This is a genomic window from Benzoatithermus flavus, assembly GCF_037908215.1.
GTDB lineage: Bacteria > Pseudomonadota > Alphaproteobacteria > Geminicoccales > Geminicoccaceae > Benzoatithermus > Benzoatithermus flavus.
In genome coordinates, this window is sequence record NZ_JBBLZC010000028.1 from 12,256 (window position 1) to 27,142 (window position 14,887).

The window sequence follows — 14,887 nt, forward strand, 5'->3', positions numbered from 1 at the left end:
GCGGGTCCGGGCGTCAGACGGAAACGGCCCACCCCAGGCGGGGCGGGCCGCTGCGTTGCCGGTAAGGCAAACGGGAAGCGATCGGCTCAGTCGCGCTGCGTCCCGAAGAGCTGCAGCAGCATCATGAACAGATTGATGAAGTTCAGGTAGAGGCTCAGCGCCCCCATGATCGCACCCTTGGCCGCGAGGTCGCCCCCAGCATACTGGAAGCTGCCGAGATACTCCTCCTTCAGCCGCTGCGTGTCCCAGGCGGTGAGGCCGGTGAAGACGATCACGCCGATCACGCTGACCGCGAACTGCAGGGCCGAGCTCATCAGGAAGATGTTGACCAGGCTCGCGATGATGATGCCGATCAGGCCCATGAACAGGAACGAGCCGAAGCCGGACAGATCACGCTTCGTGGTGTAGCCGTAGAGGCTGACCGCGCCGTAGGTGGCGGCGGTGATGAAGAACACGCGCGCGATGCTCTCGCCGGTGAAGACGAGGAAGACGCTCGCGAGCGAGACGCCCATCACGGCCGCGAACAGCCAGAAGGTGATCTGGGCGGCGCTCACGCTGAGCGCATGGATGCGAGCGCCCAGGAACATCACGAACCCGAGCGGGGCGAGCATGGCCACCCACTTCAGCGGGGTCGTGAAGATCGGCATGTAGATCGCCGGAGTCGAGGCCACGACGAACGCCACGAGACCCGTGATGGCGAGGCCCAGGCCCATATAGTTGTAGACGCCCAGCATGAAGCTGCGCAGACCCTCGTCGATCGCCCCAACGGCAACGCGGGCCTGCGCGAAGCGAGGATCCGTACGGTAAGCCATCGTCAACGCCCTTCGCGTCTGATGCATCGCTCGATACGACGCGCATGATATGGGGGTGCCGAGGGAGCCTTCAAGCGGAAACGGTGCCCCGATCCGGCGCTAGCGCCGATGTTACGGCAGAACAGATCAAGGAATGGTGAAGATTCGCGAAGAAACCGTGAGCAGCTCGAAAGTAGCTGAATCAGCCGATCCGTGCCAACGCCGGGAACGTCTCCAGTAGCCAGTAGGCGATCGCCTCGAGCCGGCCCGTGATCATCAGCACGCCGACCACGGCGAGCAGCAGCCCGGCCGCGCGCTGGATCTGCCGCCCCGCCCGCGAGAGCTGCCGGAGCCGCTCGAGGAGCACGTCGGTGAAAAGCGCCGCGACGAGGAACGGCAGGCCGAGCCCCAGGGAATAGACGGCGAGCAGTGCCGTGCCGGTGCCGAGATCGGCCGCGGACGCGCTCATCGTCAGGATCACGCCGAGCACGGGCCCGATGCAGGGCGTCCAGCCGAAGGCGAAGGCGAGGCCCAGAAGGAAGGCACCCACGACCCGCCCGCCCTTGACCTCGGCATGGAAGCGCGCCTCGCGCTCGAGGAGATGGATCGGCAGCAGCCCGGCGAGGTGGAGGCCGAACAGAAGGACGACGATGCCGGCCACGATGCCGAGCTCGTAGCGCCAGCTCAGGAGCAGCCGGCCGAGTGCCGTGGCGCTGGCACCGAAGGCGATGAACACGACCGAGAACCCGAGCACGAAGCAGAAGGCGTAGGCGAGGGACTGCAGCCGTGCGGTGCGGCGATCGCGCAGGACCTCGAGCGAGGTGCCGGCGACATAGGAGAGATAGCCCGGCACCAGCGGCAGGACGCAGGGCGAGAGGAACGAGACGACGCCGGCGATGAACGCCGTGAGAAAGCCGATCGAGCCGGTGGTCGCGAGCATCGAGGGATTCCATAAGGTGCGGCCGCGGCCGTCCTTAGCAAAATTCGGCGCGCAGGATGCGAGCTTTCGCGCGGACGTGATCCTTCGGACGCAGGCTCAGGCCTCGCGCAGCACCGGAGCGGCCGGAAGGCCGATCAGACGCCACAGGCTCACCGCACCCACGGCGAGCACGGCGGCCACGGTCAGCAGCAGGACGCCGGCGAGCGGGAAGGGTGCGGGCGAGAACGGCAGGTGCATCACCCGGTCGACCACGACCCAGGCGGCGAGCGAGCCCAGGAGCCCGCCAACGGCCGCCGCCGCGGCGCCGATCACGAGATACTCGACCAGAAAGGCCCGCAGCAGCACGGCGCGGCGCGCGCCCAGCACCTTGAGCACCACGGTCTCGTAGCGCTGGCGCTGCCGGGCCGCGAGGATCCCGCCCGCGAGCGCCAGGACGCCGCCCGAGAGCGTGACTCCGGCCACCGCCATGACCGCGAGCTCGATACGGGCCAGAAGCTCGGTCGCGCGCGCCACGATCTCGCGTAAGGAAATCGGCGTCACGTTGGGCAGGCGCCGTGCCAGGAGATCGAGAAGCCCCGGCTCCTCGGTGGCCGGGAGACCGGCGGAGGCCACGAAGCTGTGCGGCGCTCCTTGCAACGTGGCCGGATCGAGGATGAACAGGAAATCGAGCCGGCCGCCGCTCCAGTCGACCTCCCGGCGGATATTGGCGATGCGGGCCTCGATCAGGCGGCCCAGTACGTTGAAGCCGAGGCTGTCGCCGATGCCCACACCGTAGCCGCGCGCGATCTCCTCGTCGATCGAGACCAGGGGCGGTCCCGCATAGTCCGCAGGCCACCAGGCGCCGGCCACGAGCTCGCTGCCCTCGGGCATGGTGGCGGCATAGGTGAGTCCGCGGTCGCGACGCACGGTCCAGGCGACCTCCGAGCCGATCGGCACCTGCTCCACGGGCCGGCCCTTGATGCGGACGACGCGGGCGCGCAGGCTCGGCAGAAGCTGCTCGAGCCTCGCTCCCGGCACCTCCGCCAGGATGGCGGCGAGCGTGTCCCGCTGCGGGGCCTGGATGTCGATGAGATAGAGGGCCGGTGCGCGGGTCGGCAGGCTGTCCGCGATCTCGCGGCGGAGATTGGCCGCGAGCGCCGCGACCGCGACGAGGAGCGTCACCCCTGCCCCCAGCCCCACGATCACGCGCGGCGAGGACGAGCCCGGCCGGTGCAGATTGGCGAGCGCCAGACGCAGCGCGAAGCCGCCTTTATGGCCGAAGCGGCGCGCGCCGAGCAGGATCAGCCGGGTGAGACCCCAGAGAAGCAGCGCTGCTGCCGCCACCGTGAGCACGAACCAGGCGCCGATGCCGGGCTGCGGCACGCTTATGATCGCGATCCCGGCCAGGATCAGGACGGCGACGGCGAGAAGGGCGAGGCAGGATCGCCGCGGCCAGCGGCGGGGCGGGGCGACGAGCGCCCGGAACAGGCCCGCCGGCGAGATCTCGCGTGCGATCGCGAGCGGCCAGAGGGCGAAGACGAAGGTGGTGACGAGGCCCGCTGCGGCCGCGAGCAGGAGCGGCATCGGATAGAGGCCGGGATCGGGCGCGACCGGCAGGGTACCTTCGGGCAGGAGCCGGGTCAGGAGCGGCAGGAGCAGGCCGAGCACCAAACCCAGCGCGGTGCCGGCCGCAGCGAGGAGCAGCACCTGGCCGAGATAGATCCGGAACACCTGCGCCCCGCTGGCGCCGAGACACTTGAGGGTGGCGATCGTGGCCGTCCGCCTGGCGAGATGGGTCTCGATCGTGAGCGCTATGCCGAGCCCGCCCGTGAGCAGGGCGGTGAGGCCGGCGAGTGTCAGGAAGGTGGCGAGCCGGTCGGTGAACCGGGTGACCTGGGGCTGGACGTCGCGCGGGCTGCGCGCGCGCCAGCCCGCATCGGGAAAGCGCTGCGCCAGCTCCGCGACGAAGCCGGGGGCGTCGATGCCCTCGGGCAGGGCGAGGCGGTACTCGTAGCGCGCGAGCGCTCCGGGCTGGAGAATCCGGGCCGCCTCGAGCGTGGCGTCGGCGACGATCATCCTGGGACCGAGGCTGAACAGTCCGCCGACCCGGTCCGGTTCGCGCACGAGCGTGGCCGCGATCCGGACCATGACCTCCCCGACGCGCACGCGATCGCCCACCGCCATGCCGAGACGGGCCAGAAGCGCCGGCTCGACCACGGCGCCACGATCGCGGAGCGCCTCGGCCAGCGGCAGCGGCGGATCGAGCCGGACGGCACCCACGAGCGGGTAGAGCCCGTCCACGGCCTTGAGGCTGACGGCGAGGCTGCGCTCGGAAGCGCTCGTTGCGAGCGTGCTGGTCTCGACCACGCGGCCGAGCTCAGCGCCGGGCGGCACGATCCGGGCGAGATCCGCTTCGGCGATGGGCGCGTTCGCCTGCTCGAGCTCGACGTCGCCGCCCAAGAGCACGCGCGCGTCGCGGCTCAGCGCCGTGCCTACGCCCCGATTCAGGATGCCGACGGCGGCGATGATCGCAACCCCCAGCGTCAGCGCCGCGAGCAGAACGATGAAGCTGGAACCTGTGCCGCGCAGGTCGCGGGCGGCGAGGCGCAGTGCCAGGCTCCAGGCGGAAAGCCTGCTCATCGTGCCGTCAGCTCGAGCGGCCGGGCGACAGCCGCGGCCTCGTGCAGGCGGCCCCGCTCCATCACCATGCGCCGCCCGCAGCGGGCGGCAAGCGCCGGGTCGTGCGTGATCAGGAGCAGGGTCGTGCCGCGGGCGGCGGCGGCCGCGAAGACGAGGTCGATCACGGCACGCCCGGTATCGCCGTCGAGATTGCCGGTGGGCTCGTCGGCGAGCAGAAGGCGGGGGCGGTTGACCAGCGCCCGTGCGAGCGCCACGCGCTGCTGCTCGCCGCCGGAGAGCTGGCCCGGATAATGGGCCGCGCGCTCGCTCAGGCCCACCTCGCCGAGAAGTGACCGGGCCACCGCGAAGGCGCCCTGCCTGCCGGCGAGCTCGAGCGGTAGCGCCACGTTCTCGAGCGCCGTCATGGTCGGGATCAGGTGGAAGGACTGGAACAGGATGCCGACCCGCTCCAGCCGGAACGAGGCGAGGCCGTCCTCGTCGAGGCCGGCGAGGTCGGTGCCGTCGATCCGCACCGTGCCGGAGGTGGGCCGCTCGATCCCGCCCACGATCGCCATCAGGCTGGACTTGCCGGAGCCGGACGGTCCCACCACGCTCACGCTTGCACCGGGCTCGACCGAAAGATCCACGCCGCGCAGGATCGCGACCGGGCCCGCGGCGCTGGGAAGGGTGAGATGAACGTCACGCAGCTCGATCATGGGCGACGGCCCGCCTCCTCTTGCGCTCGGCGGAGCAAGGGATCCGCGCGGGTGGAAATGGACCGCCGCCGCCGTGGCCGCAAGGCCGCCCTGCCGCTCGTGGCGGTTCTGCTGGGCTGGCTCGCGAACGGACCTGCCTTGGCCTGCAAGCTCGCGATCCTGGGCGATTCGCTGACGGCCGGCTTCGGTCTCGTGCGGGAAGAGGCGTTCCCGGCCCGCCTCGAGCAGGCGCTCCGGGCGCGCGGCATCACTTGCGCGGTGCTCGATGCCGGTGTCTCGGGCGACACCTCGGCCGGGGGTGCGGCACGGATCGACTGGGTGCTCGCCGACCGGCCGACCCATCTCCTGGTCGAGCTCGGCGGCAACGACGCGCTCCGGGCACTGCCGCCAGCCGCGCTCGAGGCCAATCTCGATCGCATCGTCCGCACAGCAAAGGAGCATGGTGTGCAGGTCATGCTGGCCGGGATGCTCGCCCCGCCCAATCTCGGCAGCGACTACGGCAAGGCGTTCGAGGCGGTTTATCTCGAGCTCGCCCGCCGCCATCATGTTCCGCTTTACCCGTTCTTCCTGGACGGTGTCGTGCTGCAACGAGATCTGATGCAGCCGGACGGCATCCATCCCAACGGGCGCGGCGTGGATGTGATCGTCGCACGAATCGTGCCGATGATCGAATCCTTTCTCCAAGGTAAATGAGACGACATCTTCATCGCCGCGGCAGCGTTGGACTGCGGCACACGATCCAGCCGCAAGAAGAACGATTCACCGTGGTGCCGTACGACATGTCGCACCACGACGGTGATCCCGGCCACCCATCCGGCGACTTACCCACAACCTGTTGAGAATTCCGGGGATAATCCATACCCTTGTGGACAAGGCTGTGGGCAAGCTGTTCGCGATCGCAGGACGAGACGAAGGCCGGCGATCCGTGCTGCATCCGTCCGGGCGGCGCTCTCGTGCCGTTGCGGCAAAAGGTCCCCACCGCATTGTGGGGCCGGCCGCAGACATGGGAGTTAAGCTTGCAGGACGGCGAGGGTAGGATCAACCTTCGCTTCGGTGCACTCGCGACGGAGGGGGCTAATGTCGGACGTTTTTCCAGTCAGCGAGCAGTGGGCGGAGACGAGCCGCTGCGACAAGGCGAAGTACCGCGCGATGTACGAGCGCTCGGTGAAGGACCCGGACGGGTTCTGGGCCGAGATGGCGGAGCGCCTGGACTGGATGAGGAAGCCCACGCGGATCAAGAACACCTCGTTCGAGGGTGACGTTCGTATCCGCTGGTACGAGGACGGCGAGCTCAACGTCTGCTACAACTGCGTCGACCGCCATCTCGAGAAGCGCGGTGATCAGGTCGCGATCATCTGGGAGGCCGACGACCCGAACATCGACCGGAAGATCACCTACCGCGAGCTGCACGAGAAGGTGTGCAAGCTCGCGAACGTGCTGAAGGCGCAGGGCGTCAAGAAGGGTGATCGGGTCACGATCTACCTGCCGATGATCCCCGAGGCGGCCTATGCCATGCTGGCCTGCGCCCGGATCGGCGCCATCCACTCGGTGGTGTTCGGCGGCTTCTCGCCCGACAGCCTCGCCGACCGGATCAACGACGCGCAGTCGAAGCTCGTCATCACCTGCGACGGCGGCGTGCGCGGCGGCCGGGCGGTACCGCTCAAGGAGAACGCCGACAAGGCGCTCGAGAAGTGCCCGGCCGACGTCAAGATCCTGATGTTCCGGCACACCGGCCTGGACGTGCCGATGAAAAAGGGCCGCGACATCGACGCCGGGCCGCTGATGAAGGAGGCCTCGGCCGACTGCCCGCCGGAGCGCATGAACGCCGAGGATCCCTTGTTCATCCTCTACACCTCGGGCTCGACCGGCAAGCCCAAGGGAGTGCTGCACACCTCGGGCGGCTATCTCGTCTACGCGGCGCTGACCCACGAGTACGTCTTCGACTACAAGGACGGCGACATCTACTGGTGCACGGCCGACGTGGGCTGGGTCACCGGACACAGCTACATCCTTTACGGGCCGCTCGCGAACGGCGCCACGACGCTGATGTTCGAGGGCATTCCGACCTATCCCAGCATCACGCGCTTCTGGGACGTGATCGACAAGCACAAGGTGACGATCTTCTACACGGCGCCGACGGCGATCCGCTCGCTCATGCAGAAGGGCGACGAGCCCGTGAAGAAGAGCTCGCGCAAGTCGCTGCGGCTTCTGGGCTCGGTCGGCGAGCCGATCAACCCCGAGGTCTGGAAGTGGTACCACCGCGTGGTCGGCGACAGCCGCTGCCCGATCGTGGACACGTGGTGGCAGACCGAGACCGGCGGCATCCTGATCAGCGCGCTCCCTGGGGCCATCGATCTGAAGCCCGGCTCGGCGACGCTGCCCTTCTTCGGCGTGCAGCCGGCGCTGGTCGACAACGACGGGAAGATTCTCGAGGGGCCTGCCGAGGGCAACCTCGTCATGGTCGACAGCTGGCCCGGCCAGATGCGGACCGTCTACGGCGACCACGAGCGCTTCGTCCAGACCTACTTCAGCACCTTCAAGGGCTATTACTTCACCGGTGACGGCGCGCGGCGCGACGAGGACGGCTACTACTGGATCACCGGCCGTGTCGACGACGTGATCAACGTCTCCGGCCACCGTCTGGGCACGGCCGAGGTCGAGAGCGCTCTCGTGGCACACCCGGCCGTGGCCGAGGCGGCCGTGGTCGGCTACCCGCACGACATCAAAGGCCAGGGCATCTTCTGCTACGTGACGCTGCAGGCCGACATCGAGCCCAGCGAGGATCTCAGGAAAGAGCTCGTCGCCTGGGTCAGGAAGGAGATCGGCCCGATCGCGAGCCCCGACGTGATCCAGTGGGCGCCGGGCCTGCCCAAGACCCGCTCGGGCAAGATCATGCGCCGGATCCTGCGCAAGATCGCGGCCAACGAGTTCGACAATCTGGGCGACACCTCGACGCTGGCCGATCCTGCCGTGGTCGACGAGCTGATCGAGAACCGCAAGAGCCTCTGAGCGGCAGCTTCGAGGCGGCTCGAAACGGCGAGGGGGAGGCCGCGGCCTCCCCCTTTTTGTCGACGATCCCCGGCTGCGACGATCGACCCGGCTCGCGACTGTCCATCGACCCTAAGGTAGGACTTGCCCCGGCACTGGCCGCTGACCGATCCTGGCCGTCGTGGACGGACATTCCGGACCCGAGGCAAGCCGTAGCGAGACGTATGGCAGCAACCCCATCCCGCAGCGAGCCGTTCCCGCCGATCCGACAGGGCGTGTCGACGGCCACGAACCCGGTTCAGGCCGCGCGCGAGCTCCATGCTCAGCTCGTTCAGGACGACGCCAGCCTCGTCCTGTTCTTCTGTGCACCGGAATACGAGACGTCGGGCTTCGCGCGGACGCTGAACGAGCTGTTCGGCCCGGCTCTGGTCGTGGGCTGCACCAGCGCCGGCGAGATCACGCCCGATGGCTATCTCGACAACGCCGTCACCGGCATCAGCTTCGCAAGGCCGACCTTCGAGGCGGCGGCCGTGCGCCTCGGCCCTCTCAAGGACTTCGAGCTGACCCGCTGCGGCGACGTCGCGGAAGCTCTGCGCGCCACGCTGCGCGCCCGCCTCGGCCATCCACCCCGGCACGAGTTCGCCATGGTGCTCCTCGACGGCCTGTCGCAGCGCGAGGAGCTCGTCATGTCGTGCCTCGGCGGCGTGTTGAGCGACATCCCGGTCTTCGGCGCCTCGGCCGGTGACGGCCTCACCTTCGAGCATACCAGCGTGTTCGTGGATGGCGCCTTCCACACCGACAGCGGCGTGCTCCTGCTGGTCGGCAGCGACGTGCCGGTGCGCCCGTTCCGCAACCAGCATTTCGTGAGCTCCGGGAAGCGCATGGTGGTGACCGGGGCCGATCCCGCGCGCCGGGTGGTGACCGAGATCAACGCCGAGCCTGCGGTGGCCGAGTATGCGCGCGTCATCGGCTATGAGGTGGACGCTCTGACACCCATGGTGTTCGCGACCCATCCGCTCGTCGTCCGCTTGGGCGGCGCCGAATATGTCCGCTCGATCCAGAAGGCCAACCCGGACGGCAGCCTCACCTTCTACTGCGCCATCGACGAGGGTCTCGTCCTCACGCTGGCCGAGGGGCGCGACCTCTACAGCCGGCTCGAGGACCTGTTCGCCGAGATCCGGAGCGAGATCGGCGAGCCCGCCGCGGTCATCGGCTTCGACTGCGTGCTCCGGAAGCTCGAGTGCGAGCGCAATCAGACCAAGCACAAGGTGGCACGCCTCCTGCAGGCGAACCGGGTGATCGGGTTCTCGACCTTCGGCGAGCAGTTCCGCTCGATGCACGTGAACCAGACCTTCACCGGTGTCGCGATCGGGCGTGCCGAGGAGCCGGACGCTTGAGCACCGGCGACTCTCACGAGCAGCTCCTCAAGGAGAACGCCAAGCTGCGCAAGATCAACGAGGTGCTGATGCGCCGCGTCGAGCGCAGCATGGACATGCAAGGCAACGACTTCGCGCTGTTCGAGACCGCGATCCTGCTCGAGGGCAAGGTGCGCGAGCGCACGGCGGCGCTCGAGCAGGCCTTGCGCGATCTGCAGGCCTCGAACCGGGCGCTCGCCGAGACCAAGGCCGAGGCCGAGCAGGCGAACCAGAGCAAGACCCGCTTCCTCGCTGCGGTCAGCCACGACCTTCTGCAGCCCCTGAACGCGGCACGCCTCTTTCTCTCGGCCCTGGGCGAGACCGACCAGACGCCGAAGAGCCGGCAGCTCATCGAGAACATCGAGATCGCGTTCGAATCGATCGAGCGCCTCCTGGGCTCGCTGCTCGACATCTCGAAGCTCGACGCCGGTGTGACCACGGCCGAGATCGGCGACGTGCCGCTTGCGGCCGTCCTGAAGCCGCTCGTCGCCGAGTTCGCGCCGCTCGCGGAGAAGAAGGGCCTGACCCTCAGGTTCGTGCCGTCGAGTGCGGTGGTGCGTACCGACCCGCACCTCCTCTCGCGGATCCTGCGCAACCTTTTGAGCAACGCCATCCGCTACACGCTCGCCGGCCGCGTGATCGTCGGCGTGCGCCGCTCCGGCGGCGGCTTCGTCGTCGAGGTCGGCGACACGGGCGTGGGCATCCCGCCCGACAAGCAGCGGGAGATTTTCGAGGAGTTCAGGCGGCTCGGCAACGCTCCCGACACCCGCGACCGCGGCTTCGGCCTCGGGCTCGCCATCGTCGAGCGGATCGCCCGGCTCCTCGGCCACCGCGTGGAGGTGCGCTCGGCGCCGGGGCGAGGCTCCCGCTTCCTGGTCTACGTTCCGGCCGGCCGTGCGGGCCGTCCGCTCGCGGCGCCCCGGCCGGCGGTGGACGGCTCGCCTGCCGCCCTGCGCAACGCGCTGGTCCTCGTCATCGAGAACGAGCGCGCCATCCAGGAAGGCATGCAGGCGCTGCTGCAGGGCTGGGGGTTCGAGGTGATCGCCGAAGCCTCGGCCGAGAGCGCCATCTCCGCCTTGTGCGCCTGCGCCCGCCGGCCCGATCTCGTCATCGCCGACTTCCATCTCGACGAGGGCGAGCTCGGCACGAACGCCGTGCGCCGCCTGCGCGCGACCTACGGCGACCAGCTACCGGGCCTGATCATCACCGCCGACCGGATGCCGGAGGCCCAGCGCGAGATCCGGGCCCTGGGGCTGCCGCTCCTCAACAAGCCGGTGCGGCCGGCGCAGCTCCGCGCCATGATGCGCCACCTGCTCGCGCCCGTCGGCATGTGACGTAGCGATCTGCCGGCAGGTCACGCCGGCGCGGGAGGCCCCTCGAGGTAGGCAGCGAGCTGCGGCATCAGCTCGGCCACGAGCTGCGGCTGGCTGCGGACCATCATGGCGCCGGCATGGTAGAGCGCTCGCGCGTTCACGTCGACAGCGGACGCCTCGGCCGGCATGCCGGCCTCCGCCACGAGTGCTGGGGCTGCGACGACGGGTGGGGCCGGCTGGAACTCCCGGCGCGGCTCGGTCCGCGTCAGGACCGCGGACAAGGGGGAGAGCAGCGGCTGCCGGCTGCTGACGGCGGCCGAGTAGGTCCGGCCGGGGTCGAAGCGCTCGGCCAGGAGCTGCAGGATCGAGGTGTGGTCGAGCGGGCCGGAATAGACGCTGCCGGGCTCGACCAAGGGCGAGACGATCAGGCCGGGCACGCGCAGGCCCGTGCTCCCGAAGCGGGCGGCGGGGCCGAGCCGCGGCACCTCGGTCGGAATCGGCAGCGGCGGCACGTGGTCGTAGAACCCGCCATGCTCGTCGTAGGTCACGATCAGCACGGTCCGCGACCAGCGTTCCGGGTTGGCGATCAGCGTGTCGTGGACCGCGGCCACGAGCTGCTGGCCGGGGGCCACGGGTGTGGGCGGATGATCGTCGTTGGGCGCGGTGCGGGGGCCGTCCGTGTACTCGGGCTCGATGAAGATCACCTGCGGCATGGCCGAGCGCGAGGTCCAGTCGTCGCGAAAGCGCTTCAGGCGCCGGAAGCGCCCGTGCCCGCCCAGCTCGTCGAGCGCCAGCGAGGCCAGGATCACCTCCTGCCAGCGCGGCATCAGGCTGAAGAAAGGCAGATACGGGCCGCTCTGGTAGGAGCACCAGGAGACCCCGCGGGCGGTGAGCCAGTCGTAGACCAGCTCCTGATCGGGCAGGAGGTAGGGCGTGTTGTCCGCGAGCGAGGTCGCGCCGCTCATCGCCATCAGGCGGTTGGGCTGCGTCCCGGTCGGGATGGCGGAGAACCAGTGGTCGCAGACGGTGAAGCTCCTGGCGAGAAAATCGAACACCGGCACGGCCGCGGCCGTGTAGTAGCCCATGACGAGCGACGGATCGCCGGGCGGGTTCTTCTGGCGCATGAAGCTCGCGACGAAGCCGTCCAGCGGCGGCGGCCGATCCGGTGCCGGTGGCGTGCCGATCTGGAGCGCCATGTCGTCGCGCTCGTGCGGCGGGTCCGGGATTCTCTGGGCGCCGAGCTGGAACGGTGGATAGGCCGTCCCGCGCCACATATTGGCGTGCTGCTGCAGCCAAGCCGGATCGACCGAGAGGCCGTCCACCGGCAGCCGGCCGGGACCGCTCAGGCCGAGATAGCCCAGCATGTGATCGAACGACCGATTCTCCAGCATGAGGAGCACCAAGGTCTCGACCCGATCCAAGGCAGCGTTCATGGGCTTGCTCCCGACAGAGACGACATTCGGGCAGGACTACCGCATCCGGCCCGCCTGCCGCGTTCACGAGCCGTTGCGACACGCCGACGCGGCCGAGGATCCGCGCTGCGAGCCGGCCGGCAGGCCCGATCACGCCGTGCGCCACGAGATGGACGAGCCGATCTTCCGCCGTGGTCACGGGGAGCATTCTCTGGCCATGCCGGACGAGCCGTCCTACAACGCCTTCTCGAGTCCGCTTCCCGGATGATCCGCCATGGCCGAGACCGCCACCCGGAACCAACCCGACCAGACCCGCGCCTTCGCCGCCTTGTGCCAGCTCCTGGGCGACCGGTTCACGACCGCCGAAGCGCTGCGCGAGCAGCACGGGCGCGGCGAGGCCTACCATGCGCCGCATCTGCCCGATGCGGTGGCGTTCGCCGAATCGACCGAGGAGGTGAGCCGGATCGTCCGGATCTGCGCCGAGCACGCGATCCCGGTGGTGCCGTTCGGGGTGGGCACCTCGCTCGAGGGCCACGTGGCGGCCGTACGCGGCGGCATCTCGCTCGATCTCGGCCACATGAGCCGGGTGCTCGCGGTCCATGCCGAGGATCTCGACGTCACGGTCGAGGCCGGCGTCACACGCAAGCAGCTCAACGCGCACCTGCGCGATACCGGCCTGTTCTTCCCGATCGACCCCGGGGCGGACGCCACCATCGGCGGCATGGCCGCGACCCGCGCGTCGGGCACCAACGCCGTGCGCTACGGCACGATGCGGGAGAACGTCCTGGGCCTGACCGTGGTGCTGGCCGATGGCCGGATCATCCGCACCGGCGGGCGGGCGCGGAAGTCGGCCGCGGGCTACGACCTCACCCGCCTGTTCGTGGGCTCGGAAGGGACGCTCGGCGTCATCACCGAGATCACCCTCAAGCTCTACGGCATCCCGGAAGCGATCTCCGCGGCGGTCTGCAGCTTCGGAAGCGTCGACGATGCGGTCCGGGCCGTGATCCAGACCATCCAGGCCGGCATCCCGGTCGCGCGGATCGAGCTTCTCGACGAGCTGCAGATGCAGGGCTGTATCCAGTACTCCAAGCTCGAAGGCTATCCCGCGGCCCCCACCCTGTTCTACGAGTTCCACGGCAGCGAGGCCGGGGTGAAGGAGCAGGCCGAGCAGGCGATGGCGATCGCCGAGGACTGCGGTGCGGAGGGCTTCCAGTGGGCGACCCGGCCCGAGGACCGGAACCGGCTGTGGCAGGCGCGCCACGACGCTTATTATGCAGGGCTCTCGCTTCGGCCCGGTGCCAAGAGCTGGGTGACCGACGTGTGCGTGCCGATCTCGGCGCTCGCCGAATGCATCCATGCGACGCGCGAGGACGTGGCGCAGGCCGGGCTGCTCGCCCCGATCGTGGGCCATGTCGGCGACGGCAACTTCCACCTCCAGATGCTGGTCGATCCCGCGAGCCCGGAGGAGATGGCGAAGGCCGCGGCCCTCAACAAGCGGCTCGTGCGGCGCGCCATCGCCATGGGCGGCACCTGCACCGGCGAGCACGGGGTCGGCATGGGCAAGATGGACAGCCTCGCCGAGGAGGCGGGGGAAGCGATCGAGGTGATGGCAGCGATCAAGCGCACGCTCGATCCTCTGAACATCCTCAACCCGGGCAAGGTCGTCCGGGTCTGAGCGGACCGGCTACCAGTCCGGGAGGGCCGCGATCGCCTCGTGCAGGATGGCGTGGCGGCGAGCCAGCACGTCGAGATCATGGGCATAGCCGCCGCCCACCACGCAGGCGAGCGGCAGGCCGCGCGCACGAACCACCGAAAGCACGTAGCGCTCGCGCTCGGCGAGCCCGGCATCGCTGAGCGAAAGGCGCCCCAGCCGGTCGAGGGCATGGGGATCGACCCCGGCGTTGTAGAACACGAGGTCCGGCCGTACCCGGTCGAGCACGGCAGGCAGGATCGCCTCCAGCACGGCGAGGTAGTCCTCGTCGCCCACGCCCGCGTCCAGCGCCACGTCGACGTCGCTCTGCTGCTTTCTCGCCGGGAAGTTGACGCGGCAATGGACCGAGAAGGTCACGACGCGCGGGTCGTCCGCGAAGATCGCGGCCGTGCCGTCGCCCTGGTGCACGTCGAGGTCGATCACGAGGGCCTTGCCGATCAGACCCTCGGCGAGCAGCAGGCGGGCGGCTACCGCTACGTCGTTGAAGACGCAGAAGCCGGCACCGAAACCGGCGAAGGCGTGATGGCTGCCGCCCGCAGTGTTGCAGGCGATGCCGTGCTCGAGGGCGAGGCGGGCCGTGAGGATCGTGCCGGCCACGGCACAGCGGCCGCGCAGCGCCAGGACGGGAGAGAGCGGCAGGCCCAGACGGCGGATGGCGGCCTCGTCCAGGCGCTGCCCGAGGATGCCGGCGACGTAGCCGGGCTCGTGGGCGAGCTCGAGCCAGGCGCGCGGCGCGGGCTCCGGCACGAACTCCTGCGTCGGCCGCACGAGGCCGGTCTCGCGCAGGCAGACGAGCAGCCGGCCGAACTTCGGCATCGGAAAGCGATGCTGCGCCGGCAGCGGGGTGACATAGGCGGGATGATGGACGACCGGTGCGCGCATCGGGTGCGGAGCCTCCTCGAGCCCACGAGCAGCTAACCCGGTCCCGAACGCACGGCAACCATGCGTGCGCCCGCCTCGGGCAAGAACGAAGCTTGCTTTTCCCTTCGAACGATATTATGCA

At 69.6% G+C, this 14,887-nt stretch carries 12 protein-coding genes; 6 read left to right on the top strand and 6 right to left on the bottom strand.

Features of this window, described 5'->3' with window-relative positions; translation table 11 throughout:
• Positions 1-86: 86 nt before the first annotated feature.
• The 4 genes from U1T56_RS20305 to U1T56_RS20320 form a co-directional block, all read right to left on the bottom strand.
• Entirely contained in the window at positions 87-812 is a 726-nt protein-coding gene (locus U1T56_RS20305; protein WP_418161329.1) for a Bax inhibitor-1/YccA family protein, read from the bottom strand.
• Between the two features lie 181 nt (positions 813-993).
• The gene (locus U1T56_RS20310; RefSeq protein WP_418161330.1) at positions 994-1,731 is read right to left on the bottom strand and encodes a cytochrome c biogenesis CcdA family protein; all 738 of its coding nucleotides are present in this window, start codon (positions 1,729-1,731) and stop codon (positions 994-996) included.
• Between the two features lie 96 nt (positions 1,732-1,827).
• Positions 1,828-4,350: an ABC transporter permease gene (locus U1T56_RS20315; RefSeq protein ID WP_418161331.1), complete on the bottom strand. Its 2,523-nt coding sequence runs from the start codon at positions 4,348-4,350 to the stop codon at positions 1,828-1,830.
• Complete coding sequence (locus U1T56_RS20320) at positions 4,347-5,045, bottom strand: ABC transporter ATP-binding protein (RefSeq protein WP_418161332.1); 699 nt, start codon at positions 5,043-5,045, stop codon at positions 4,347-4,349. The genes U1T56_RS20315 and U1T56_RS20320 overlap by 4 nt, the downstream gene beginning before the upstream one ends.
• Positions 5,046-5,102: 57 nt before the next feature.
• Between U1T56_RS20320 and U1T56_RS20325 the strand changes: the two genes are divergently transcribed.
• The 4 genes from U1T56_RS20325 (at position 5,103) to U1T56_RS20340 (ending at position 10,782) form a co-directional block, all read left to right on the top strand.
• On the top strand, positions 5,103-5,738 hold the full coding sequence (locus U1T56_RS20325) for an arylesterase (protein ID WP_418161367.1): 636 nt from the start codon (positions 5,103-5,105) through the stop codon (positions 5,736-5,738).
• Positions 5,739-6,122: 384 nt separating this feature from the next.
• Positions 6,123-8,054, top strand: a complete 1,932-nt coding sequence (gene acs, locus U1T56_RS20330; protein WP_418161333.1) for an acetate--CoA ligase — start codon at positions 6,123-6,125, stop codon at positions 8,052-8,054.
• Positions 8,055-8,308: 254 nt separating this feature from the next.
• The gene (gene nosP / locus U1T56_RS20335; RefSeq protein ID WP_418161334.1) at positions 8,309-9,430 is read left to right on the top strand and encodes a nitric oxide-sensing protein NosP; all 1,122 of its coding nucleotides are present in this window, start codon (positions 8,309-8,311) and stop codon (positions 9,428-9,430) included.
• The gene (locus tag U1T56_RS20340) at positions 9,427-10,782 is read left to right on the top strand and encodes a NahK/ErcS family hybrid sensor histidine kinase/response regulator (protein ID WP_418161335.1); all 1,356 of its coding nucleotides are present in this window, start codon (positions 9,427-9,429) and stop codon (positions 10,780-10,782) included. Before nosP ends, U1T56_RS20340 begins: the two co-directional genes overlap by 4 nt.
• A gap of 20 nt (positions 10,783-10,802) precedes the next feature.
• Here the strand turns inward: U1T56_RS20340 and U1T56_RS20345 are convergent, their stop codons facing one another.
• A complete protein-coding gene (locus tag U1T56_RS20345) occupies positions 10,803-12,194 on the bottom strand; it encodes a phospholipase C (RefSeq protein ID WP_418161336.1) in 1,392 nt (463 codons plus the stop codon).
• A 73-nt stretch (positions 12,195-12,267) separates the two neighbouring features.
• Here U1T56_RS20345 and U1T56_RS20350 point away from each other — a divergent pair, with 73 nt between their 5' ends.
• Both U1T56_RS20350 and U1T56_RS20355 read left to right on the top strand, forming a co-directional pair.
• Positions 12,268-12,441 carry a hypothetical protein gene (locus U1T56_RS20350; RefSeq protein WP_418161337.1) on the top strand — a complete coding sequence of 58 codons (174 nt, stop codon included), beginning with the start codon at positions 12,268-12,270 and terminating at the stop codon, positions 12,439-12,441.
• Between the two features lie 6 nt (positions 12,442-12,447).
• Complete coding sequence (locus tag U1T56_RS20355; RefSeq protein WP_418161338.1) at positions 12,448-13,848, top strand: FAD-binding oxidoreductase; 1,401 nt, start codon at positions 12,448-12,450, stop codon at positions 13,846-13,848.
• Between the two features lie 9 nt (positions 13,849-13,857).
• Here U1T56_RS20355 and U1T56_RS20360 read toward each other — a convergent pair whose 3' ends face one another.
• A complete protein-coding gene (locus tag U1T56_RS20360; protein ID WP_418161339.1) occupies positions 13,858-14,766 on the bottom strand; it encodes a histone deacetylase family protein in 909 nt (302 codons plus the stop codon).
• Between the last annotated feature and the right edge of the window lie 121 nt (positions 14,767-14,887).

Coding starts and splice junctions, on each gene's coding strand:
- U1T56_RS20305 (WP_418161329.1), bottom strand. CDS start 812: ATGGCTTACCGTACGGATCCTCGCTTCGCGCAGGCCCGCGTTGCCGTT.
- U1T56_RS20310 (WP_418161330.1), bottom strand. CDS start 1,731: ATGCTCGCGACCACCGGCTCGATCGGCTTTCTCACGGCGTTCATCGCC.
- U1T56_RS20315 (WP_418161331.1), bottom strand. CDS start 4,350: ATGAGCAGGCTTTCCGCCTGGAGCCTGGCACTGCGCCTCGCCGCCCGC.
- U1T56_RS20320 (WP_418161332.1), bottom strand. CDS start 5,045: ATGATCGAGCTGCGTGACGTTCATCTCACCCTTCCCAGCGCCGCGGGC.
- U1T56_RS20325 (WP_418161367.1), top strand. CDS start 5,103: ATGGACCGCCGCCGCCGTGGCCGCAAGGCCGCCCTGCCGCTCGTGGCG.
- acs (WP_418161333.1), top strand. CDS start 6,123: ATGTCGGACGTTTTTCCAGTCAGCGAGCAGTGGGCGGAGACGAGCCGC.
- U1T56_RS20345 (WP_418161336.1), bottom strand. CDS start 12,194: ATGAACGCTGCCTTGGATCGGGTCGAGACCTTGGTGCTCCTCATGCTG.
- U1T56_RS20355 (WP_418161338.1), top strand. CDS start 12,448: ATGGCCGAGACCGCCACCCGGAACCAACCCGACCAGACCCGCGCCTTC.
- U1T56_RS20360 (WP_418161339.1), bottom strand. CDS start 14,766: ATGCGCGCACCGGTCGTCCATCATCCCGCCTATGTCACCCCGCTGCCG.